The following is a 21,151-nucleotide window of genomic DNA, read 5'->3' on the forward strand; positions in this document are numbered from 1 at the left end:
CAACGACAGACCGGCCCGTACCCAGTTTGGGCCGGGCCCCGCACCGCACATTCCGCCTATCCGGTTTCCAGTCCCAGTACGTCTGCCTATGCCCTGGCCCCGACCGGGCCAACCGTACCGCGATCTGACAATAACTAGGGGGGAAGGCCATGCAGCCTTGGGTCCAGGTCTATGATCCGTTTGGGAACATGGCGCTGTCCGCGATCGTCGCGGTGGTGCCCATCGTCTTTTTCTTCGTGGCCCTTGCCGTCCTGCGGATGAAGGGCTATGTCGCCGGCACGTTGACCGTGCTGATCGCGCTGGTGATCGCCATCGCCGCCTACGGCATGCCGGCGGCCTCCGCCCTGGCGGCGGTGGTCTATGGCTTCTTCTACGGCCTGTGGCCCATCGCCTGGATCATCATCGCCGCCGTCTTCCTCTACAAGATCACGGTGAAGACCGGGCAGTTCGAGATCATCCGCGCCTCCGTCATTTCGATCACGGAGGATCAGCGGCTGCAGATGCTGATGGTCGGTTTCGCCTTCGGCGCGTTCCTGGAAGGGGCGGCCGGCTTCGGCGCGCCGGTGGCCATCACCGCCGCCATCCTGGCGGGCCTGGGCTTCAACCCGCTGTACGCCGCCGGCCTCTGCCTGATCGCCAACACCGCCCCGGTGGCCTTCGGCGCCATGGGCACGCCCATCATCGTCGGCGCCCAGGTGTCGGGCCTGGATGTCTACAAGGTGGCGGCCATGACCGGGCGGCAACTGCCGCTGCTGTCCCTGTTCGTGCCCTTCTGGCTGATCTTCATCATGGATGGGGTCAAGGGCGTGCGGGAGACGTGGCCGGCCATCCTGGTGACGGGCCTCAGCTTCGCGGTGGCGCAGTACTTCACCTCCAACCACATCGGCGCCGAACTGCCGGACATCATCTCCTCCCTCTTCAGCCTGGTGTGCCTGACCGGGTTCCTGAAGGTGTGGAAGCCCAAGACCATCTTCCGCTTCAAGGAGATGACGGAGGTGGAGCGTGCCGCCACCCGCTACACCCCGGGCCAGATCATCAAGGCGTGGTCGCCCTTCCTCATCCTCACCGTCATCGTGACGATCTGGAGCCTGAAGCCTTTCAAGGCGCTGTTCGCCAAGGGCGGCGCGCTGTCCGGCACGGTGTTCGCGTTCGACGTGCCGTCGCTGGACAAGCTGGTGATGAAGGTGGCGCCCATCGTCGCCAACCCCACCCCCTACGCCGCGCAGTACAAGCTGGACGTGGTGTCCGCCACCGGCAGCGCCATCCTGGTGGCGGCCCTGCTCACCATGATCGTGCTGCGCTACAACCCGGCCCGTGCCTTCGGCACGTTTGTCGAGACGTTGAACGAGCTGAAGTGGCCGATGTACACCATCGGTTCCGTCCTGGCCTTCGCCTACATCGCCAACTATTCCGGCCTGTCCTCCACCCTGGCGCTGACCCTGGCCGACGCCGGCAAGGGCTTCCCCTTCTTCTCGCCCATCCTGGGCTGGCTGGGCGTGTTCCTCACCGGCTCCGACACCTCGTCCAACGCCCTGTTCGGTGCACTACAGGCGACGACCGCGCAACAGATCGGCGTGTCCGACCTGCTGCTGGTGGCCGCCAACAGCAGCGGTGGTGTCACCGGCAAGATGATCAGCCCGCAAAGCATCGCGGTGGCCTGCGCCGCCGTGGGCCTGGTGGGCAGCGAATCCAACCTGCTGCGCTTCACCCTGAAGCACAGCGTGTTCTTCGTCTGCATCGTGGGCGTGATCACCCTGCTGCAAGCCTACTTCCTGACGGGGATGATCCCGCAGTAGGGCGGGGGAGCCTGCCGCTACGCCTGCGCTGAGGGCCCCGGCGGGTGACCGCCGGGGCCTCTGGCTGTGTGGGGGAGGGCGCGTCGACCTGGCCGCAACCGAACGGAAGGGGCGATGTTCCCGTCCATACCTCATAGATTCTATGGCTTATTTGCCCTCATCGCCCTTATTGCTTGAAGCGCGGCCTTCACGTCAGGCGTTTCGCCGCCCGTCACTTCAATCTGAAACTTAGAAAACGCGCTTTCAAGGTCGCGGTATTTGCGCAAAGTTCCTTCCATGAAGAACCATCCTCCAGGAACATCTCCCCAATCCATTGGTGACTGTATCTTTCCGGCCTTGGCATCATCGATAATAGGTTTCAGCGCCCCGAATAAGCTTTGAGCTTCAGGGTCATTCTTCGCGTAGATTTTTAGTAAATCTTCAAGCGCTATAGAAGTTTGTTTAATCAGAGCTTGGTCCATCACACCCTCTAATTTCCTATTGTGCCGATTTTCACTGGGTTGGACCAAAGTCCTCGGTTCGGAACAAGATATTGAATCGCACCACCCGGGTGCTGCACCAAGCCCCCAAGTTCGCTGGTCGGTGCAACATTATTGATAAATATAGCGGGCGAATCCACACTGGATTTTGGGGATATCTGATAAATATCATATAGAGTTGCGTCGCTTTTGGCGGGAAGGGCGAAATAGTCGGAGAGCCCTTTCCCGGATGAAGCTGCGTCTTTTAGTCCCTGTTCGGTGGTGAAAAATGGGGAATAGGGGGTCACCCCCTCTCCTTGGGGTACGATCTTAATTAAGGAAGATGACGTATTTTCCATTTTGGGGAGATTTGAGCCAGATCTCAATAAGTCGGTTGCGCGCCTCAAAATAGTTTGTTCGTCCGCCATAGGGTCGGCGGAGCTTAGCTCGGATAGTAAACGTTGGCCCTCCGGAGTAGCCATGTATTTGGCAGCGCCTTTTTCCCCAACGCCCAAAGTTCTGAACGTGGAAGCGTCATTGACTTCTTTTGGAAAGCGCTCTTTCAGAGACTTGATCTCAGGTTCCGGCGGCTTGGGAGCCTCAACCGTCTTCGGCGGCAATGGCGGATCCCGGGGCGGCGGCGGTGGCGCCTCTTCCCGGGGCGCCGACTTGCCGCTGGCGGCCTTGGGCATCAGCTTGGTCAGCAACGCCAGCAGGGCGTTGATGGTCAGGGTGGTCAGGCCGGCGGCGGTGCGTTTCGCGGCTTCGTCCAAGTCGCGCTGCGTCTTGGCGGTGGTGGCCATGGCGACGCCGTGGCCCAGATCGTTCAGGCCGCTGAACACCGAGAACCCAACCATGGCGTAACCGATGACCAGCAGGGCCAGGTCGATGGCCTCGCCATAACCGGCGGCGTGGCCGGCGGCCCAGATCACCAGGAAGCCCGCCAGGGCGTACAGGTTTTCCAGCGTGAACAGGCTTTTCGCCGCCTGCTGCATGTCGCGCGGCAGGTGGGGGATGGTGCGGCGGAGCATGGCGGCGACGCGGTCGGTCACCGACCATTGCGCCGGTTCGCCCGGCGGGTCGCCGTCCCCTTGCGCGGGGGATATCGTCGTCCGGGGCACGACCAGGGGCGGAACGGCCCTGGGGATCAGCACGGCCGTCAGGGTGCCGTTGCCCAGGGCCCGGCCGGCGCGGGTCGGCAAATCCTCATTGGTGGCGTGGTACTCGACGCTTTGCAGGGCCACGCGCAGCCGCGCCCGCCCGATTTCATCCAGGCCGTTGATATAGCCGACGACGTGCGGCTCCCGCCAAATGGGCACGCCCGCATGAAGCAGCGAGTAGCGCCGCAGGGAATCCGGCAGGCCGCGCGTGGGCCCGATCAGCAGCCGGCCGTCGGGAACCTCCGCGTCCATCCAGTCGTACAGGGGCGGGCCCGCCGACCCGGCACCACCATGAAAGCTGTCAGGCACCGCCGTTCCCCCCATCCCGATGGATCGGACCGAAGGTCTCAGACGGTGAATTAGATCAGAGTTTTTCCCGGTCCAGGGGCAAGGATGCGGAAATGCGAATTTCCGGAAAATTCGCTTATGGCTTCCTCGGCCTCAGCCCAGCGGCGTGTCGCTGTCCCCCGATAGCAGGCAGGGATACAGCTCCTTGAAATGGAACTGGCTGTCCCCGTCCTTGCGGTCGAAGCGCAGCACCACGTCATAGCGGTCGCCCGGCCAATGGCTGGGCGGCGTGCCGTGGTCGACGGGCAGCTTGGGGATGATGTCCTCGACGATGGCCTTGTGCTCCCAGAACACCACGGCGACGCCCGACAGGCCCAGCAACGCCTGCACCAGCGCCGCCTCGTCCCCCTTGCCATAGGTGGTGTCGGTGGTCAGGCCCAGCCTGGCCGACAGGGCCGACGCCGTCTCGAACGGCCGCTTGCTGGGCCCCTGACTCAAGGCCGTCCCGGGCGTGGCGGCGTAGACGGCCTGGGGTGCTGCATAATCCCCACTGTCCAACCCGGCCCCGAACAGCGCCGCCCACGCCCCGCTGCGCTGCCAGCCCCGGATGACCAGGGACTCGTCATCCGCCTGTCCCTGGTCCGTCAGACCGGGCCCCGGCCAGGCCTCGCCCGGCTTTTCGGCATGGCGGATGATGTAGAGGGTCAGCGCGGTGGACATGGGGTGCGGCTCCGATCGGGCGAGCAAGAATGCTACAGAAAACAACCTTAGGCGGTTGCCGCCTTCCGGGCAATCGCGGCGCGGCACGTTCGGCGCGGGTGGGGTCGAATGATCCGCCGTGTTGGGGTATCAAGGACAACGGGATGGGCGACGGGGGATGACGCGGAATGGCACGCTGGCACCTGTTGGTGCGCCGGTTGGCGGCGATGGCCGCGGTAGTGCTGGCGGTGGCCCCGCAGGACGGGACGGCGCAGGCGGTGGCGCCCACCGGTATCGCGCCCGCCCTGGCGCGGCGCATCGACCGGGCGGTGCGCCAGGTGCTGGCCGAGGAGCGCGCGCCCTCCGCCTCCATCGCCATCGTCCGGGACGGCCATGTCGCCTACGTCGCGGCCTATGGCGATGCCAGCCTGTCCCCCCGGATTGCCGCCACGCCGGACACCCGCTACCAGCTGGCCTCCCTGTCCAAGACGCTGACGGCCCATGCCTTGCTGTTGCTGGAACAGGATGGCCGGCTGTCGCTGGACGACCCGGTGTCCGGCTGGTACCCGGATGTGTCGGACGGCGGCCGGGCGACGGTGCGCCAGCTGTTGCAGCACACCGCCGGTTTCCCCGACCATTACCCGCAGACCTATCCCGCCGGCCCGCGCACCCGCCCGACCACGCCCGATGCCATCATCGATGAATGGGGCCGCCATCCCCTGCTGTTCGAACCGGGCAGCCGCTTCCGTTATTCCAACCTCAACTACGTCCTGGCCGGCCGCATCGCGGAGAGGGCGGCGGGCGGGCCCCTGTTCGCCTTCCTGCAAGCCCGTGTCTTCACGCCGCTGGGCATGGCCGCGACCCTCGACCTGGACGCCCTCACCCCGCAAACCCCGCGTATCGCCACCGGCTATGTCCGCGCCGCCTTGGGCCCCCTGGAACCGGCCCCGGCCGAGGGCGCGGGCTGGTCCTTCGGCGCCGGCCAGGTGGTGACCACCGCCGGCGACCTGGCCCGCTGGGACGCGGCCTTCCTGGGGCACCAATTGCTGGCACCCGCGCAGGCGCAGGAACAGATCACCCCGCCCACCCTGGCGGACGGCGGCACCTCGCCCTACGCCCTGGGCCTGTTCGTCTCAAAACGTGGCGGCCGCACCCTGCTCTATCATGTCGGCCAGGGCCTGGGCTTCCTGGCCGTCAACCGCCTGTACCCGGCGGAAGGCATCGCCATCGTCGTCCTGACCAACGACAGCAGCAGCCCCGCCTTCTCCCGCATCGCCGACCGCCTGGCCTACCTGGTGGTGCCACCCACCCCCACCGACGCCCAGGCCCGCGCCCTGTTCCGCGACATCCAGGCTGGGCGTCTGGACCGCGCTCAGGCGAGCGCTGACTTCAACGCTTACTTTGATGCTAAGCGCGCCCGGACGTTCGCCCAGACCCTGGGCCCGTTGGGTGAGCCCGACAGCTTTGACCTGCGCAGCCAGGATGAGGCGGACGGGCTGACCACGCGGACCTATGAGGTGCAGGTCAGTGGACGGAAGTTGAGGGTGGTGCTTCAGGTGCTGGCGGATGGACGGGTGGAGAGTTTTGATGTGCAAGCGGGGTGAATGGTGCGACAACCTGCGATATAGTATTTACGAATTTATCAAGGGGAATGGCGGCACATAGGATGGGGTCATCTCAAGTGATTTTCTTCGCACGCTAATAATGACACGGGAGGAGATGTTAAAATGATAGTCAGATCATCATTCCGATGCCGTACGTGTGGCCAGGGCCATGTTGTCCGCATGGGAATGGGTCACGAAGATTTTCATGTCTATCGTTTTGATTGTCAGGCATGTGGCGAGGAAATGGAAGTTGGTTTAAGAGCTGACTATCAAACCAGCACACATAGCATTGAAGAGGTCGGAAATTGTGAAAATGTTCAAGAAGAATCGAATTTTATTATCGTAAATACCCATGCCAATTTCGTCATTCCAGATGACATGCGGAATGTTGATGGTGCATTTCCTCATCTATCACAAATGTATGAGCGTGCTCGGATTGCAGAGGCATCAGGATCTCTCGTGCGCGTGGCTGATATCTCTGGAAAGAACTTATCTGCTAGACCATATCGCCGACCTGATATAGAGAATGAATGGCAGAAGCTTAAGAAGTCTTGGTCACTGTTTCGCCGCAATAGAATAAAATTATCAGAAAACATATTACGAGAAGCGAGTGATGAGTTTTATTCCAATGAACCACTGGATGGTATCCAGGATTGGCTGTGGAGGTTTGCTCTATATTTCACTGGAACTTCTTATGAAGTGAGATTTAGAGATGCTCTCGACATAATACGACCAGAAGCTGAGTCTGGTAAATTGTCTGATGTTATGATTCATTATAGCGCGAATTTAGTGGCGATGCGCTCTCAAAAATATTTCGATATACTGCGAGAATATTTCTCCGGGTGGAGTGAATTTTCCCAAGTTCATTTTTCAGTTGGTCAAGGAATGACGGTGGGAAGTTTGGCTGCAACGTCTGTAAACTTCAATTCTGTCAAAATGTATTACGGAAATGCTTTCGAGGCCCTTGGGTCATTTATTGATATTCTGACAATGATCAACAATGTGAAGCTAGGAAGGTCATTTGACCAACTTTCAACCATATCTTTGGAGAAATATCTTACGCTAGATAAAGCAAATCGCTTTTCTGCATTTTCAGAAAATTTGCAATTTTCGGCCTTATGCGAAGAGCATGATAATCAACTCAGAAACGCCTCTCACCATGGAGATTTGGTATTCAATCGTGAAGTGGGCGATATTTCATATCGAACAGGAAAGGGAGCTGATGGTAAGGAGGTTATTATCACCTACGCAGATTATCTTCAGCGATGTTCACGGGTGCACCATCAAATAATACTATTGCTTAGGATTGAGTTATTGCTCTGCAGATATATGAAAGTCTCATGTCCGATTTAGCGAATTTACTTCTCCGCCACGATATCCCCACCTGCGATCCTCCTGAGCGACGCCTCCAGCCGGGCGTCCGCTCGGGAGATCTCCACCAGCGCGTCACGGATAAAGTTGATGTGGCTCTCCGCCGCCACCCGCGCCGCCGCCGGGTCACCCGCCATGATGGCGTCGAACAGGGCGCGGTGCTGCGTTAGCAGCAGTTGGCGGACGCCGGTGCGTTGGTAGAGTTTGGCGCGGTTGAAGAAGACGTCCTTGCGCAGCATCTCGGCGAGCGCCCGCATGATGTGCAGGATGACGACGTTGTGGGTGGCCTCGTAGATCGACAGGTGGAAGTCGGCGTCGGCGTTGGCCTCGTCCTGGGGATCGTCGGTGCCGTGGGCGGCCTCCATCGCCTCGAACCGCTTGGCGATCTGGGCGCGGTCCACGTCGGTGGCGCGCAAGGCGGCGTAGTAGGCGGCGGCCCCCTCCACCTCCGTGCGGAACTCCAGGTAGTCCAGGGTGGTCTCGGGCCGGGCGGACAGCACGGCGTGCAGCGGCTCGGTGAACGACTGTCCCAACAGGGGGGCGACGAAGGTGGCGCCACCCCGGCCGCTGTGCAGCAGGCCGCGCCGTTCCAGCTTGTCCAGCGCCTCCCGCAGGGACGGGCGGGAGACGTTGAAGCGCAGGGCCAATTCGCGTTCGGGCAGCAGCTTCTCGCCGGGGCGCAGGCTGCCCTCCACGATCAGCTGTTCCAGATGCTCCGCGATGGTATCGGCCAGTTTGGCCGGACGGATGCTGTCCTTCATGGGTCCCGTCAACGCTTCCTGCCCCGCTGTGCGCGCCGTCTGGCGCGGCGCTCCGGTCAAAATAATTGACCAGCCGGATCAGCGGGGCAACTGGAATGAGGGCAAGGCGGGACGGCACGTAAGCGCGCCCGGCCCGCCAAATGAACCGCTTGCTTTTTCGCGGGGGCTGCACCGTGCCACCCGGTTGTTTTTGGGAGGCTGCTTCCCCAAGCAGCGGCAGGAGCGTTTGCCTCATGCCGCTGTAGGACGCGACCGCGTCCGCCGGACCTTTTTGGGGAACGAAGTGGACCGAAAAGGGAGGATAAGCCCAGCGGCCGGATGGCCGTGCCCGGCGCTTGAGAGAACCAATAAATAGCCTCGCGCCCGGCGCTTGAGGGCGTGCGGGTAAAACACCCTACTAATTCAAACTAAACTCCACCGGCACCACCAGTTCCAGGGTGGCGCCCGGCATCTCGTCGGGCATGGCGGGCAGGGGTTCGGCGCGGCGCACCAGGGCCAGGGTTTCCTCATCCAGGGCGCTGGCGCCGGAGCTGCGCTCCAGGCTGGCGGACAGGACGTGGCCGCTGCGGTCCATGGTGAAGCGCAGCATGGCGGTGCCGGTCTGGTGGCGGGTGCGGGCGGCGGCGGGGTAGCGCTTGTACTTGTACAGCTGCGCCAGCAGCCGGCCCTCGAACGTGTCCGGGCCCTTCAGGGCGGGGGCCGGCGGGGCGGGCGGGTTCTGCACGGCCGGGGCCTCGCTCTGCACCGGGGCGCTGCTGGGCGCCGGCGGCTGCGGCGTGGGGGCGGCCACGGGTGAGGGCACCGGCGGGGCGGGCAGGGGTGGCGTCACCGGCCGCACCACCACCGGCTTGGGCGGGGTCGGCTTCGGCGGCACGGGCTTGGGCGGTTCGGGTTTCGGCGGCTCCGGCTTGGGCGGTTCCGGCGGGGCGGGGGCCGGCGGCGGCGGCAGGTCCAGTTGCAGGGCGGCGGGCGGCGGGGGCGGCGCCTGGTCGGCGCGGCTCATCAGCCAGGGCAGGGCCAGGGCGTGCAGGCCCAGCACGAGGCCCAAGCTGACCAGCCAGCGGCCGGGGCCCTGGCCGTCCAGGTCGGCACTGGCGTGCTGGTTGGTCGCCGTTCCGGATTGGGGCGCCTTGCTGCCCACCGACATCACGCTCACGGCGCGGCTCCCCCGCCGTCCAGGCCGACCAGCGAGACCTTGAGGTAGCCGGCGGTGCGCAGGCTGTTCATCACCTCGGTCAGGTCGCCGTAGCTGACGACGCGGTCGGCGCTGAGGTTGACGCGCTGTTCCTTGTCGCCCTCCGCCGCCTTGTCCAGGGCCGCTGCCAGGGCGTCGCGCGTCACGTCCTGGCCGTTGACCGCCAGGCTGAGGTCGGCGCGGATGCTGAGCGTCACCGGGTGGTCGGGGTGGGGCTGGGGCGGGGCGTTGGAGGTGGGCAGGTCCACCGGCACGTCCACGGTGGCCAGGGGGGCCGCCACCATGAAGATGATCAGCAGCACCAGCATCACGTCGATGAAGGGCGTGACGTTGATCTCATGCGTTTCGGCCAGCTCATCGCCGCCGTGGGAAAGACGGGCCGCCATGGCGCTTACTCCGCCGCGTGGGTGCGGGCGTGGCCGCGGCCGGCGACGGCGTCGCGGTCCAGGTCACGGCTGACCAGACGCAGCACGGCGGCCGACACGTCGGCCAGCAGCACGCGATAGCCGTCAACCTTGCGGGCGAAGACGTTGTAGACCACCACGGCGGGGATGGCGGCCACCAGGCCGGTGGCGGTGGCCAGCAGGGCCTCCGCGATGCCGGGGGCGACGACGGCCAGGCTGGTGGTCTGCGTCTTTGAGATGCCGATGAAGCTGTTCATGATGCCCCACACCGTGCCGAACAGGCCGATGAAGGGGGCGGTGGCGCCGATGGTGGCCAGGATGCCGGTGCCGCGCACGATGGCGCGGCGGGCCTGCGCCTCCAGCCGTTCCAGGCGCAGGATCACCCGCTCCTTCACGCCGTCGGCCGGCAGGCCGTCGGACAGGGCGCGTTCCGCGTTGGCGCTGCGGGCGAAGGCGGCGGCCAGGGCGTCGTCCCGGGCGTCCAGCTGCCCGGCCCCCACCTCCAGCGACGGCGCGTCGTCCAGCTTGGCCAGCGAACCCGCCAGGCGCAGGCGGGCGGAGCGCAGCTCCAGGCCCTTGGCCAGCAGGATGGTCCAGGTGACGACCGATGCCGCCAGCAGGCCCAGGATCACCGTCTTCACCACACCGTCGGCGTTCAGGAACATGCCCATGGCGGACAGATCATGGGGCACCGTGGTGGCCGCGCGCACGGCGGCATCCTGCGCCCAGGCGCCGCCGGCCGCCAGCGCGACACCCAGGCCGGCGGCCCAGCCCATGCCCTGGCCGGCCTTCTTGCCCGCTGTCTTCGTGATCACCATGGTCCTACCCCTTCCTCAAAACAACGCGTCCATCTCTAGCTAAGACGAACGAGACGGCGAATTTATCACTAGAAAATGCGTCGAAGTCTCATTTAGATCCTTGGCCTGGCATCAGGCGTCGGCCCAGCGGCGCAGCAGGTTGTGGTAGATGCCGGTCAGCTGCACCACCGTCGGCTGTTCGTCCGCCCCCCGGTTCAGGTCCTGGATGGCGCTGTCCAGGTCGAACAGCAGGGTGCGTTCGCCGTCATCGCGCACCATGCTCTGTATCCAGAAGAAGGAGGCGAAGCGGACGCCCCGGGTCACCGGCTCCACCCGATGCAGGGAGGAGGAGGGGTACAGCACCATGTCGCCGGCCGGCAGCTTGACATGGTGGGTGCCGTAGGTGTCCTCCATCACCAGCGCGCCGCCGTCGTAATCGGCGGGGTCGGTCAGGAACAGGGTGGCCGACAGGTCGCTGCGCACCCGCTGCGGGCTGCCGGGCACGATGCAGATGGCGTTGTCGACGTGGGTGCCGAAGGTCTGCCCCTCGGCATAGCGGTTGAACAGCGGCGGGTAAACCTTCAGCGGCAGGGCCGCCGACAGGAACAGGGGGTTGCCCTCCAGCGCCGCCAGGATGGTGTCGCCCATGGTCCGGGCCGCCGGATGGCCGGCCCGGATCTGGACGTTGTTCTTGGCCTTGGCCGACAGGTGGCCGGACGTGGCGCGTCCGTCCACCCAGTCGGCGGTTTCGGCCTCACGGCGGCACCACGCCACTTGCTCACGGGTCAAGACGCCGGGGATGTGCAAAAGCATGGGAATGCCGCCCTGAATGCCGGATGGAAAGGCCAGTTGAGATTAATACGCGATATTAAGCGTGAATTGAACCGTCCGCCCTTCGCCGGGCACCAGGTGGGCCGGGTGCAGCTGGTCGATGTAGGACCGGTCCAGCAGGTTGGTGGCGTTGGCCTGGATGCTGATCTTGTCGCTCAGGTCGTACTTGGCCATGGCGCTGAAGGTCCAATAGCCGGGCACGACGTTGATCAGGTTGGTGGCCGCCACCGGGCTGCTGGTCGCCGCGCGCTGTGACACGGCGTTGGCGCCGCCGCCGATCTGCCAGTCCTTGGTCAGCTGATAGGTGGTCCACAGGTTGAAGGTGTGGTGCGGCACGTTGGCCAGCGCCCGGCCCACTTGGGCGAAGGTGGTGGACTTGATGACCGTGCCGTCCATGTAGGCGTAACCCATGGTGGCCTGCCACGCGTCGGTGATGTGCCCCTCCAACTCCAGTTCCGCACCCTGCACCCGCTGGTCGCCGCCCAGCACGTTGAGGGCGGAGTTGTTGGGGTCGGTGACGCGGGCGTTGTCCTTTTCCGTCTGGAACAGGGCGGTGCGCACGCTCAAGCGGTCATGCAGCAGGTCGATCTTGCCGCCGACCTCATAGGTCTTGTTGCTTTCCGGATCGACGTTGGCGGTGGCGGCGGACAGGGAGATCTGCTCCGCCGACGGGTTGAACGAGGTGCCGAAGCTGGCATAGACGCTGCTTTCCGGCGTGGGCTTGAACACCAGGGCGGCGCGGCCGGACGGCAGGCTGTCGGTGCGCGAGAACGCGGTGGCCGGCGCCACCGTCTGGGCATAGTCGCTGTCCAGATGGTCGTAACGGAAGCCGCCGACCAGCGACCATTGGTCGTTGAACTTCACCGTGTCCACCGCGAACACCGCCACCGTGTCCACCGTGGCGCTGACCCGGGACGAGGTCTTGGGCACGCCGGCGAAAGCCTGCGCCTCATTGGGCGACACCAGGCTGGTGGTGGGCACGCCCGTCCACGCCGTCCGCGTGGGGTCGGAGGTTTCGCGCGATAGCTCGATCCCCGTCACCACGGCGTGTTCCAGCGACCCGGTGTGGAAATGGATGTTGGCCGTCGCCTGGTCGTCCAGGCTGGTTTCCACGCTGCGCACCGTGATCTCGTTGCGCGTGACGTTCAGGCCGGACAGGGGCCCCACCGTGGCCGTGGTCACCGCGGTGTTCAACTGCGGTTCGGTGATGCGGGCGTTGCGGTAGTAATTGCCGTAGCGGAACTGGTTTTCCAGGGTGATGGCCGGCGTCAGGTCGTGCTGCACGTCGGCGGTCACGACGTTGGCGTCGGTCTTCAGGTAGTCGCTGTGGAAACCATAGAAGTTGCGGTAGTCCACCGGCGCCGGCTTGCCCAGCAGGAAGGGGATGCCGTAGTCGGGGCGGTCGTCTTCCGACTGGTGCAGATAGCTCAAGGTCACGCGGGTGGGCGTGCCGATGCCGAAGGCCACCGTCGGCGCCACGCCGTAACGCTCATTCTTGGCACCGTCGCGGCCGGTGACGTCGGCGGTGGTGCCCATGGCGTTGATGCGCACGGCGGTGGTGGCGTCGATCGCCCGGTCCACGTCGGCGGTCAGGCGCTTCATGCCGTCGGTGCCGATGCCGGCCGTGCCGGCGGTGATGGCCTCCAGCCCGGCGGCCTTGCTCACCTGGTTGATGGTGCCGCCGGTGGACCCGCGGCCGAACATGGCGCTGTCCGGGCCCTTCAGCACCTCGGCCGACTGGTAGTTGAAGCTGTCGCGGTAATAGCTGCCGAAGTCGCGCAGGCCGTCCAGGAAGATGTCGGACCGGGCGCTGAAGCCGCGCAGGGTCAGGTTGTCGCCCTGGGCGCCGGCCTCGCCGGCCGCCAGGCTGATGCCGGCCACGTTGCGCAGGGCGTCGCGCAGGGTGGTGACGCCCTGGTCCTTCATCTCCTGGTTGGAAATGACGGTGACCGACTGCGGTGTGTCCAGCAGCTTTTCCGTCAGCATCTTGTTGGCCGGCCGCTCCGTCCGGTAATCCGGCGCCTGCACGTCCTGGTCCTGCACCGACAGGGTCGGCAGGGCCAGGGTGCCGCCCTGCTGCTGCTGTCCGGCCGGGGCCGGCGCGCTGGCCTGGGGGGCCGCCGTCTGCGCCTGGGCGCCGGCCGACAGCAGGCCGCCGCCCGCCAGCGACAGGCCGCCCGCCAGCGACAGGGCGGTGCGCGCCAGCGTGCGCGGCGCCTTGGCCCGGCTGGCGATGATGAAATCGCGATTGCTCGACATTACGGTCCCCACCTTGATGTCACGGCTTTTGCCGATTGGCTCCCCCCGTTCCCAACGCGGGAAAGGGTAATTTCCTTGTTAGGAATGAGATCGACTATTATTTGCCGTTTTGCGGGGCGTCAACGCGTCAAATAAGACTGATTCTCAAGATTCCCAGGGAATCCGCCATTAATCGCGTATCTGCGACAATTTGCCCGGGGCGCGCCGCCCCTGGTGGGTGGGGTTTCGGTTATTCCGTTGTGAATACAGCGCCTTGGCCGATGGCGTCCGGGGTTGGATTTTTATTTGCAGATCAGCACCTGATCCGATACGTGTGGGTGCGAATGCCTCGCAACTGATTGGTCCTTGTCCATTTCGGCCGCGAGACATCGCGCTGAAGGAAGCCAGACGTTTTGAGTGACGAAGGCATAACCCTGCGCCTGTACAGGACGCACCGCGACACGCTTGTCAGTTACGCCGGCAAGCTGTCGGGGGATCGCGTGGGTGCGGAGGACATCGTGCAGGACGCCTGGCTGCTGCTGGACCGGAAGGTCGAAAGCGGGGTGGTCCGCGAACCGCTGGGCTATCTCCGGCGCATCATCCGCAACCTGGTCTTCTCCCAGGCGCGCCAGTCGCGTGAGACGGTGATCGCCCCGGAGGACATGCCCGACATCGCCGACGAGCGGCCGTCGGCGGAGGCGGAATGCATGGCGCGGCAGATGATGGAACGGGTGCTGGACGCCATCGACGCTATGCCGCCGCGCCAGCGGGCCGCGATCAAGATGTACCACTTTGAGGAAATGAAGCTGCGCGAGATCGCCGAGAAGCTGGGCATGTCGCTCTCATACACGCAAACCCTGATTACGCGTGGGATGGAAATCTGCAATCAATGCCGGCGCCAAGGGCGCTGATGCGATGGTCGCCGAAAAATTCGCCGCGCAAGAATTTTCAGGAAAACGCGTGAATTCCAACGTCTCCTCCATATGCAGGCCCCGCCACCATTCCCGGTTCCGCCCGATCCCCACCGTCCGCGCCTGGTGCCGAAAGGCACGCCGGCCATGACGGGGGGCGGAGCCACGCCCGAACGGGCCGCTGCCGAATGGTTCATCCTGCTGCGGGAGGATCCCGACGACGCGGCGCTGCGGGTACGTTTTGATGCCTGGCTGGCGGCCGAGGCCGCCCATGCCGCCGCCTGGGCCGACATGGATGAGACCGCCCGGATCATCGCCACCGCGCCGCCGGAGCGGCGAACCTATGAAGTGCCGGGCCCGGGTGACGGCTTGCCCTGGCGGCGTGGCGGGCCGCAGGGTGCCGCCAACCCGCGGCGCCGTCGGGTGATGGCCGCCGCCGCCGCGGTCATCGCCCTGGTGCTGATCGCCCGGCCGATGATCGCGCTGCGCCTGGCGGCTGACCACATCTCGGGGGTGGGGCAGGTCGAGACCGTGATGCTGGCGGACGGCTCCACCGTCGAACTGGGACCGGACAGTGCCATCGCGATTGACTATGGGCAAGGGGGGCGCCGTGTCCGCCTGCTGGCCGGCCAGGCCATGTTCGAGGTGCGGCCCGATCCCGCGCGGCCGTTCCGGGTGACGGCGGGCGATGTCACGACCACCGTTCTGGGCACCGGCTTTGATGTGCGCATGATCGGGGATGAGACCAGCGTCGCCGTGCGGCACGGCCGGGTCCGGGTAGAGGGGGCCGCCGGCGCCAGCGAACTGGGGGCCGGCGATTGGGTCCGCATCGGTCCGGACGTGGCGATGGCGTCGGGCGTGGAAGCGCCCGAACTGGTCGGCGGCTGGCGCAGCGGCAAGGTGGCCGTCCGCAACCGCCCCATCGCCGAGGCGATCGCCGAGATACGGCCCTGGTACCATGGCGAAATCGTGCTGGCCGACCGGGCGCTGGGCGCAATGCCCGTCACCGGCACCTACGATTTTCGCGATCCGGCGCGCAGCCTCAATCTCATCGTTTCGCCCTATGGCGGGCGCGTCGTGCGCATCACCCCCTGGCTGATGATCGTGACCGCCGCCTGACGCCCCACGATTTCAGGAAATTGGCAAGGCCCCGAAAATAAAGTGCGCGGATTAACGGAAAAGCCGGGCCACCGATCATCCTCTCCATAAGGTGCCACTGCATCGCATTTGCAGAAAGGTGCCGTTGATGGGTCGACTTGACGGATGATTGGGGAAAAGCATGACGAAACGGTTCAAGATGCGCCGCGCGGTGGTGGTGGGCGCGCTGCTGATGACCACGACGCTGGCGGGGGCGGGGACAGCCGCGACCGCGCAGGCGCAGGCCTTGGGCCAGCATCACTTCAACGTTCCGGCCCAGCCCCTTCGTGAAGCCATCCTGGTGTTCAGCCAGCAGTCCGGCCTGCAGGTGACGGGGCAGGGCCCGCTGATCGAGGGGCGGACCAGTGCCGCCGTGGTGGGCGACTTCGCCCCGGCGGAGGCGCTGGGCCGGATGCTGGCGGGAACGGGCCTGACCTTCCGGTTCGTCGGGCATGACGCCGTGCAGCTGGAGGCGGCCGGCCCAGGCCAGGCGGCGGATGGTGCCGTCCATCTTGGCGCGGTGCGCGTGGAAGACCAGGGCGTGGCCGAGACCAACCGCCTGCCCAACACCCTGCGCAACCGCAGCAGCGTGGCCCGCCTGGACAGCGAGGTGCAGGACACGCCGCAGATCGTCAACGTCGTCAACCAGGAGGTGATGCGCGAACAGCAGGTCACCACGCTGGAACAGGCGCTACGCAACGTTCCCGGCATCACCGTTTCCATCGGCGAGGCCAACGGCGGTCCGAACGGCGACCGTTTCCAGATCCGCGGTTTCGACTCCCTGGGCAGTTCCTATCTCGACGGCCTGCGTGACTTCGGCGTCTATGTCCGCGACGCCTTCAATTACGAACAGGTGCAGGTCCTGAAAGGGCCGTCGTCGGAGAATTTCGGGGCCGGCACCACCGGCGGCGCCATCAACAGCGAAAGCAAGCTGGCCAAGCCCGGCACCTCCGGTGATGTCAGCGTGTCGGGTGGTTCCGGCTCATATGTGCGCACGACCGGCGACATGAACTACGCCTTCAACGAGACGACGGCCCTGCGTGTCGTCGGCATGTTCCATAACCAGGACATCGTTGATCGCGACACGGTGAAGTCCGACCGCTGGGGTGTCGCTTCTTCCTTCGGTGTGGGGCTGGGCACGGACACCACCTGGTATCTCAACTACTTCCACCAGACCAACGACCGCACGCCCGACTATGGCGTGCCGCTGATCGCCCCTACGGCCACGCAGGTGCGCATCCCGGTGACGTCCTACGGCGTCTCACGCTCCAACTATTACGGCAAGAGCACCGACCGGGACAAATCGGACATCGACATGGTGACGTCGCGCTTTTCGACGAAACCCGCCGACTGGCTGACGATCACCAACGATACGCGTTATGCCACCTACCATCGCTATTTCAGCACCACGACGCCGTCGTGCGACCAGAATTGCGCCAACACCTTCTTCGCTGGCGGCAATCCCACCATCGTCTACGGCTCGGGTGGCGGCCCCACCTATGTCCAGGATTCCAAGAGCATCCAGAATTTGAGCACCGGCGTGGCCCGCTTCAACACCGCTGGCCTGTGGAACGAATTGGTCTTCGGCGCTGACCTGTCCTACGCCAAGGATTTCCGCCAGGGCTATGCCTACTCCGTCACCAAGAACCCGGTGCCACGGCTGCTGACGCCCAATACGACGGCGAACTATGCGATCAACGTCAATCCGGGCAATGTGAAGCGCTCCGATGAGCAGAACTACGCGCTGTTCGCCAGCGAACGGTTGTGGCTCACCGACCAGATTTCGGTCCTGGGCGGCGGGCGTTGGGATCGTTTCGACTCCACGTACGATCAGCTCGCGACCACGACGCGAACCGTCACCGACGCCTCGGCGGGCTATTTCAGCCCGAAGGCCAGCCTGATCTGGGAACCCAGCAGCAGCCAGACCTTCTATTTCAGCTGGTCGACCGCGACCAACCTGCCCTTCGGCCAGAACATCACCTCCGACGTCAACCCGATCAACACCGCCCGGGTCAACACCGATCCGGAGCGCAGCACCAATCTGGAGGTGGGCGCCAAGGTCAGCCTGCTGGATGACAAGCTGGGCGTCACCGGCGCCCTGTTCCAGGTCACCAAGAACAACGCCTTTTTCCTGGATGGCACCGGTGCCCTGGTATCGACCGGGGACAAGCAGAGGGTGAAGGGCGTGGAAATCGGCCTCACCGGCCAGATCACGGCGGCCTGGACCCTGAACGTGGGCTACACCTATCTGGACGGCGAAACTTTGAGTTCGGCCACGGCCGCCAACATCGGCAAGGATGTCCAGGGCGTGCCGGAACATTCGGCCTCGCTGTGGACCACGTATGACCTGACGCAGGCGATCGGTCTTACGCTGGGCAACCTGAAGGTGGGCGGCGGGGCGATCTACAAATCGTCCATCGTCACGCGGACCGACGGCATGGCGCGGGTGCCCTACAACCTGTCCTTCGACGGCCTGCTGTCTTATGAGGTCAAGAATTACCGCATCGCGGTCAATGGCTACAACCTGTTGAACCGCACCAACTATGACAGCTTCTTCCCTGGGGAGAACGCGAACACTGCCCGCGCCATCCCCTCTGCCGGGCGCATGGTGATGGTCACTGTCGGGGCGGGTTTCTAGAACCGCCACGCTTGTTTGAACGGGTGGGCTGCGCTTGGTTGACTTCAATCATCGCGTGGCCCCCACAAAGTGAAGGAAGGTATGGGATGCGGCAGGATTTCAGTGCGTGCCGCATCCCACAGGACAGAACGCCATGATGCTCCACATCCCCCAAGTCCTGACGCCGGCCGAGCTGAAGCATTGCCGCGACGTGATGCTTCAGTCCCGCTGGATCGAGGGGCAATCGACGTCCGGTGAGCAGGCCCGCAAGGCGAAGCTCAATCTTCAGCTGCCGGTGGAGTCGCCTGAGGCGCGAGAGCTGGGGGAGATCGTCCTGCGCGCGCTGGGGCGCAACCCGGAATTCAACTCGGCGGCGTTGCCGCTGCGCGTGCTGCCGCCCATGTTCAACCGCTATGACCAGGGCATGAACTTCGGCAGCCATGTCGATGGTGCCATCCGCGTGATGCCGGGTGGGGGGCCGCGCATGCGCGCCGACGTGTCCTCCACCCTGTTCCTCAACGATCCGGAGAACTACGACGGCGGGGGGTTGATCATCGAGGGGGGCTTTGAGGAAAGGCCGGTCCGCCTGCCCGCCGGCGACATGATCGTCTATCCCACCCAAAGCCTGCACCGGGTGGAAACGATCACGCGCGGGTCACGCCTGGCCGCGTTCTTCTGGACGCAGTCCATCGTCAAGAACCACGCGCACCGCGACCTGCTCTATCAACTCGACAAGGCCATCCGCCAGTTGCGCATGCGGGTCGATGACGCCGACCCCGCGATCCTCTCGCTCACCAACAGCTATCACAACCTTCTCCAGGAATGGGCGGAGCTGTGAATTGCGATCAGCCTATGGCCGAACACGCTCCGTAGGGTGCGAACCTAGGAACGGCGGCCGAAAAGTTCTCGGAAAAGTTCCTCGGCCCGCCGCTTGCCCGCTTCCGTGAACATCACGGACTTGGCCTTGCCCACCGGGTCGGTGATGAGGCCTTGCTCATGAAGCCGGTTCATCGCCGCCCAGTCGAACGTCTTCTACGTCCGGTCCTCCTCGTGCAGCCCGAGGTGGAGCAGCGCCAAGACCGCCTGGTCGATCCGGTCGGTGTCGATGTCATCCATGATGCCCGTCCTGACTTGCCTGGCCGCCGCCGCGCATGCTGGATTCTCCACTGAAACTATGATTTGCCGGATGATGCCATTGGGGAAGCCGACAATGGTGATTCTCTGCCACAGATGCGTTGGGAGAAAAAAATAGGGAGAGATAATTTAAAATGATTATGGTTTTGGTAAAAACCCGAAGTTTGGCGCATGATTATTTGAGTAAAAAATCCTGCTTTCATTCGGTGTATTTTATAGAATTTATCATGAAATTATCTCATCATTCATTTTAAACCAATTTATTCTGTTCTGTGGTATGGGATATATATTCGTAAATTCTCTAATTAATCCCTGTCTGCACTCGCCATGATCAAAATTTGATATCCATTCATCGGCGCTTAATTTGAGTTCGATGCGCCATTTTGCTTGTACGGAAAATATTCCAATGGTATATCCAGCATATTCTGAATCCTCAATTAAGGCTTGTGTCCAATATGATCCTGATCTTATTGGAGCTTCTGTTCTTATATCCATATATCTGAAAATTATTGGTCCTATTTCACTATAGACGCATTCTTTTCTTTCTTTATTTTCTTTCCATATATGATATACAATTGGGTCTGTAGTGGAATTTTCTAATTTTTTTCTATCCTCATCCGATATTTTGTATTTGGAAATGTAGTCATTAATATTAATCATCGGAGTATATCCTTTTCTGAGGAATTGACATTGCGCGCGAATCATAAGTGAAATAATGAGAATTCTAGTGAGTATTTTCAATATAAAATGTATATGCTGATCGAGGATTCTTAAGCGGTCGTTGAATCCAACCTCACGCCTTACGGCCCATCCAGGCTTTTCAGCATGTGTGTCTCGATGGCGGCGCGTTGCAGGGGGCCGACGTCTTCCGGGGTCACGGAATAGAGGCCCTCGAGATAGGCCTTGTCGGCGGAGGTCAGCATTTCCGGTTTCTGCCGGTCCGGGCAGGTGTCGGCGAACAGGTCCAATAGGCTGGGCAGGCCGTCACAGCCGCCGCTGGGCGTGGGCTGGGCCAGGGTCAGCATCGCCACGTAGTCGGCGATGGGGCCCAGGTGCCGGCCGTTGATCCGGGTCATGTCCACCACGACCAGCACATGGTCGAACACGCTGACCAGGTGGCCGTGGTCCAGGCGGCTGCCCAGCGCGCCGCCCGGCATCATCTCATAGGGATCGTTGATATAGGTGTCGACGCCGTTGGACGTGGCGGTCACGTACCAGGCCTGGATGGGCTTGGTGACTTTGGCCAGCGCCTGGGTCTGGTTCACGAAATGATAGCCCAGCAGGACGGGCGATTTGCGGGCCACCTCATCCATCATGGCCTGCGGCTGGTCGGTGAAGATGACCTCCACATCCGGCTTGCAGGTGGCCTTGGTCAGGGCGGGGGCGCCGACCTCCTCCGCCATGCCCTCGATGCGGGCGGTGATGAAGGTCACGAACTCCGGTTTCACGCCCCGCACCAGGGGGCAGATGGGCTTGCGCCAGCGGATGATCTGGTCCAGGTGGGGCGCCAGCGTGGTGCGCGACCGCACGAAGCCGCTGACCACGCTGTCCAGCGATTGGTTGGTGGGCCGCTCGCCGGTGATGGTCACGCTGCCGGTGGCGGAATCCCCGGTCTTGGCCGGTGGCGGGCCATCGGACTGGGCATGGTCGGACTGGGCGCGTGCCGGCGCGCCGACCAAGAGGACAACGGCGGCCAGGCAGGCCCGCAAGCCCATTCGACAATCACGCGGCGCCCGTGTCTTCGCCATGT

Annotated in this window: 18 protein-coding genes; 7 read left to right on the plus strand and 11 right to left on the minus strand. The window is 63.8% G+C overall.

Features of this window, described 5'->3' with window-relative positions; genetic code table 11:
- The first annotated feature begins 149 nt into the window (after positions 1 to 149).
- Positions 150 to 1,796 (plus strand): lactate permease LctP family transporter, encoded by a 1,647-nt coding sequence (locus PW843_27905; GenBank protein ID MDE1150390.1) that lies wholly within the window; start codon positions 150 to 152, stop codon positions 1,794 to 1,796.
- A 140-nt stretch (positions 1,797 to 1,936) separates the two neighbouring features.
- Here PW843_27905 and PW843_27910 read toward each other — a convergent pair whose 3' ends face one another.
- The 3 genes from PW843_27910 to PW843_27920 all read right to left on the minus strand — a co-directional run bounded on the left by PW843_27910 (position 1,937) and on the right by PW843_27920 (position 4,422).
- The gene (locus PW843_27910) at positions 1,937 to 2,257 is read right to left on the minus strand and encodes a hypothetical protein (protein MDE1150391.1); all 321 of its coding nucleotides are present in this window, start codon (positions 2,255 to 2,257) and stop codon (positions 1,937 to 1,939) included.
- Positions 2,258 to 2,265: 8 nt separating this feature from the next.
- A complete protein-coding gene (locus PW843_27915; protein ID MDE1150392.1) occupies positions 2,266 to 3,723 on the minus strand; it encodes a hypothetical protein in 1,458 nt (485 codons plus the stop codon).
- Positions 3,724 to 3,855: 132 nt separating this feature from the next.
- Positions 3,856 to 4,422, minus strand: coding sequence for a histidine phosphatase family protein (locus PW843_27920; GenBank protein ID MDE1150393.1), 567 nt, complete (start codon positions 4,420 to 4,422; stop codon positions 3,856 to 3,858).
- 167 nt (positions 4,423 to 4,589) lie between these two features.
- Between PW843_27920 and PW843_27925 the strand changes: the two genes are divergently transcribed.
- Both PW843_27925 and PW843_27930 read left to right on the plus strand, forming a co-directional pair.
- A complete protein-coding gene (locus PW843_27925) occupies positions 4,590 to 6,005 on the plus strand; it encodes a serine hydrolase (GenBank protein ID MDE1150394.1) in 1,416 nt (471 codons plus the stop codon).
- A gap of 186 nt (positions 6,006 to 6,191) precedes the next feature.
- Positions 6,192 to 7,358: a hypothetical protein gene (locus PW843_27930; protein MDE1150395.1), complete on the plus strand. Its 1,167-nt coding sequence runs from the start codon at positions 6,192 to 6,194 to the stop codon at positions 7,356 to 7,358.
- Positions 7,359 to 7,363: 5 nt separating this feature from the next.
- On the opposite strand, the gene PW843_27935 is transcribed toward PW843_27930, so the two are convergent.
- The 6 genes from PW843_27935 to PW843_27960 all read right to left on the minus strand — a co-directional run bounded on the left by PW843_27935 (position 7,364) and on the right by PW843_27960 (position 13,623).
- Positions 7,364 to 8,137, minus strand: coding sequence for an FCD domain-containing protein (locus tag PW843_27935; GenBank protein ID MDE1150396.1), 774 nt, complete (start codon positions 8,135 to 8,137; stop codon positions 7,364 to 7,366).
- A 397-nt stretch (positions 8,138 to 8,534) separates the two neighbouring features.
- Positions 8,535 to 9,284 (minus strand): energy transducer TonB, encoded by a 750-nt coding sequence (locus tag PW843_27940; protein MDE1150397.1) that lies wholly within the window; start codon positions 9,282 to 9,284, stop codon positions 8,535 to 8,537.
- Between the two features lie 5 nt (positions 9,285 to 9,289).
- Positions 9,290 to 9,718 (minus strand): TonB system transport protein ExbD, encoded by a 429-nt coding sequence (gene exbD / locus PW843_27945; GenBank protein ID MDE1150398.1) that lies wholly within the window; start codon positions 9,716 to 9,718, stop codon positions 9,290 to 9,292.
- 5 nt (positions 9,719 to 9,723) lie between these two features.
- The gene (gene exbB / locus PW843_27950) at positions 9,724 to 10,554 is read right to left on the minus strand and encodes a tonB-system energizer ExbB (GenBank protein MDE1150399.1); all 831 of its coding nucleotides are present in this window, start codon (positions 10,552 to 10,554) and stop codon (positions 9,724 to 9,726) included.
- A 111-nt stretch (positions 10,555 to 10,665) separates the two neighbouring features.
- The gene (locus tag PW843_27955; GenBank protein ID MDE1150400.1) at positions 10,666 to 11,346 is read right to left on the minus strand and encodes a Fe2+-dependent dioxygenase; all 681 of its coding nucleotides are present in this window, start codon (positions 11,344 to 11,346) and stop codon (positions 10,666 to 10,668) included.
- A 42-nt stretch (positions 11,347 to 11,388) separates the two neighbouring features.
- Positions 11,389 to 13,623, minus strand: a complete 2,235-nt coding sequence (locus PW843_27960) for a TonB-dependent siderophore receptor (protein ID MDE1150401.1) — start codon at positions 13,621 to 13,623, stop codon at positions 11,389 to 11,391.
- Positions 13,624 to 14,015: 392 nt separating this feature from the next.
- On the opposite strand from PW843_27960, the gene PW843_27965 reads away from it, so the two are divergent.
- The 4 genes from PW843_27965 to PW843_27980 all read left to right on the plus strand — a co-directional run bounded on the left by PW843_27965 (position 14,016) and on the right by PW843_27980 (position 19,105).
- Complete coding sequence (locus PW843_27965) at positions 14,016 to 14,513, plus strand: sigma-70 family RNA polymerase sigma factor (GenBank protein MDE1150402.1); 498 nt, start codon at positions 14,016 to 14,018, stop codon at positions 14,511 to 14,513.
- A 147-nt stretch (positions 14,514 to 14,660) separates the two neighbouring features.
- Positions 14,661 to 15,632: a FecR domain-containing protein gene (locus tag PW843_27970; GenBank protein ID MDE1150403.1), complete on the plus strand. Its 972-nt coding sequence runs from the start codon at positions 14,661 to 14,663 to the stop codon at positions 15,630 to 15,632.
- Positions 15,633 to 15,792: 160 nt separating this feature from the next.
- A complete protein-coding gene (locus PW843_27975) occupies positions 15,793 to 18,288 on the plus strand; it encodes a TonB-dependent receptor (protein ID MDE1150404.1) in 2,496 nt (831 codons plus the stop codon).
- Between the two features lie 133 nt (positions 18,289 to 18,421).
- Positions 18,422 to 19,105, plus strand: a complete 684-nt coding sequence (locus PW843_27980; protein MDE1150405.1) for a Fe2+-dependent dioxygenase — start codon at positions 18,422 to 18,424, stop codon at positions 19,103 to 19,105.
- 521 nt (positions 19,106 to 19,626) lie between these two features.
- Here the strand turns inward: PW843_27980 and PW843_27985 are convergent.
- Positions 19,627 to 20,061 (minus strand): hypothetical protein, encoded by a 435-nt coding sequence (locus PW843_27985; GenBank protein MDE1150406.1) that lies wholly within the window; start codon positions 20,059 to 20,061, stop codon positions 19,627 to 19,629.
- Between the two features lie 140 nt (positions 20,062 to 20,201).
- Positions 20,202 to 21,116: a hypothetical protein gene (locus tag PW843_27990; protein ID MDE1150407.1), complete on the minus strand. Its 915-nt coding sequence runs from the start codon at positions 21,114 to 21,116 to the stop codon at positions 20,202 to 20,204.
- Positions 21,117 to 21,151 lie beyond the last annotated feature (35 nt).

This window comes from Azospirillaceae bacterium (assembly GCA_028283825.1).
GTDB lineage: Bacteria > Pseudomonadota > Alphaproteobacteria > Azospirillales > Azospirillaceae > Nitrospirillum.